The sequence below is a fragment of the Marinomonas sp. CT5 genome (assembly GCF_018336975.1).
In the GTDB taxonomy this organism is placed as follows: Bacteria; Pseudomonadota; Gammaproteobacteria; order Pseudomonadales; family Marinomonadaceae; genus Marinomonas.
The window spans coordinates 2461425-2462231 of record NZ_CP025572.1; the positions used below are offsets into that span (position 1 = coordinate 2461425).

1 other annotated feature (cut by a window edge) is annotated in these 807 nt (G+C 42.0%).

The features are described from left to right. Positions 1-552 precede the first annotated feature (552 nt). Positions 553-807, reverse strand: a sequence feature (16S ribosomal RNA rRNA prediction is too short) (it continues 202 nt past the right edge of the window).

The window sequence follows — 807 nt, forward strand, 5'->3', positions numbered from 1 at the left end:
AAAGTGTGTTTATCCACTCCCCGAACCTTTTCGCAGATTACCACGTCCTTCATCGCCTCTGACTGCCAAGGCATCCACCGTGCACGCTTGGTCACTTGACCATATAACCCAAAATAGTTTTCTAATCCCTAACTCTAAGAAGAGTCAGTATTAAAACAACACTCAGATCACATACCAAAGGGCTTTTGTACCCCTCTGGATTTACGATTTAGAAAGTCATCTAGGTTAAAGATGCTTTCCACCGGTTTGACGCTTGATTATCGTCTATTTCAAAATTTGAATTGTTAAAGAGCAAGTTTAAAAACGAAGCTTTAAACTTAGAAAAACTTAACAAAGTAAGCTTCTCTCAAATCGTGGAGGCGTATTATAGAGATAACTATAACAAGGTCAACACAATTATTTCCTTTATTTAAAACTTTTTAATATCAGCAGTATCACCAACATTAAAACGTTAAAAACAAAAAAGCCGCTTAGAAGCGGCTTTTCAAGCTCTCTTTTTAAAGAGATACATCAGATAATTTGTGTGAACGCTCACCAGAGGTTTCTATCGTTTAAGGAGGTGATCCAGCCCCAGGTTCCCCTAGGGCTACCTTGTTACGACTTCACCCCAGTCATTGACCACTCCGTGGTAACCGCCATCCCGAAGGTTAAGCTAGCTACTTCTGGAGCAATCAACTCCCATGGTGTGACGGGCGGTGTGTACAAGGCCCGGGAACGTATTCACCGTGACATTCTGATTCACGATTACTAGCGATTCCGACTTCATGGAGTCGAGTTGCAGACTCCAATCCGGACTACGACGTACTT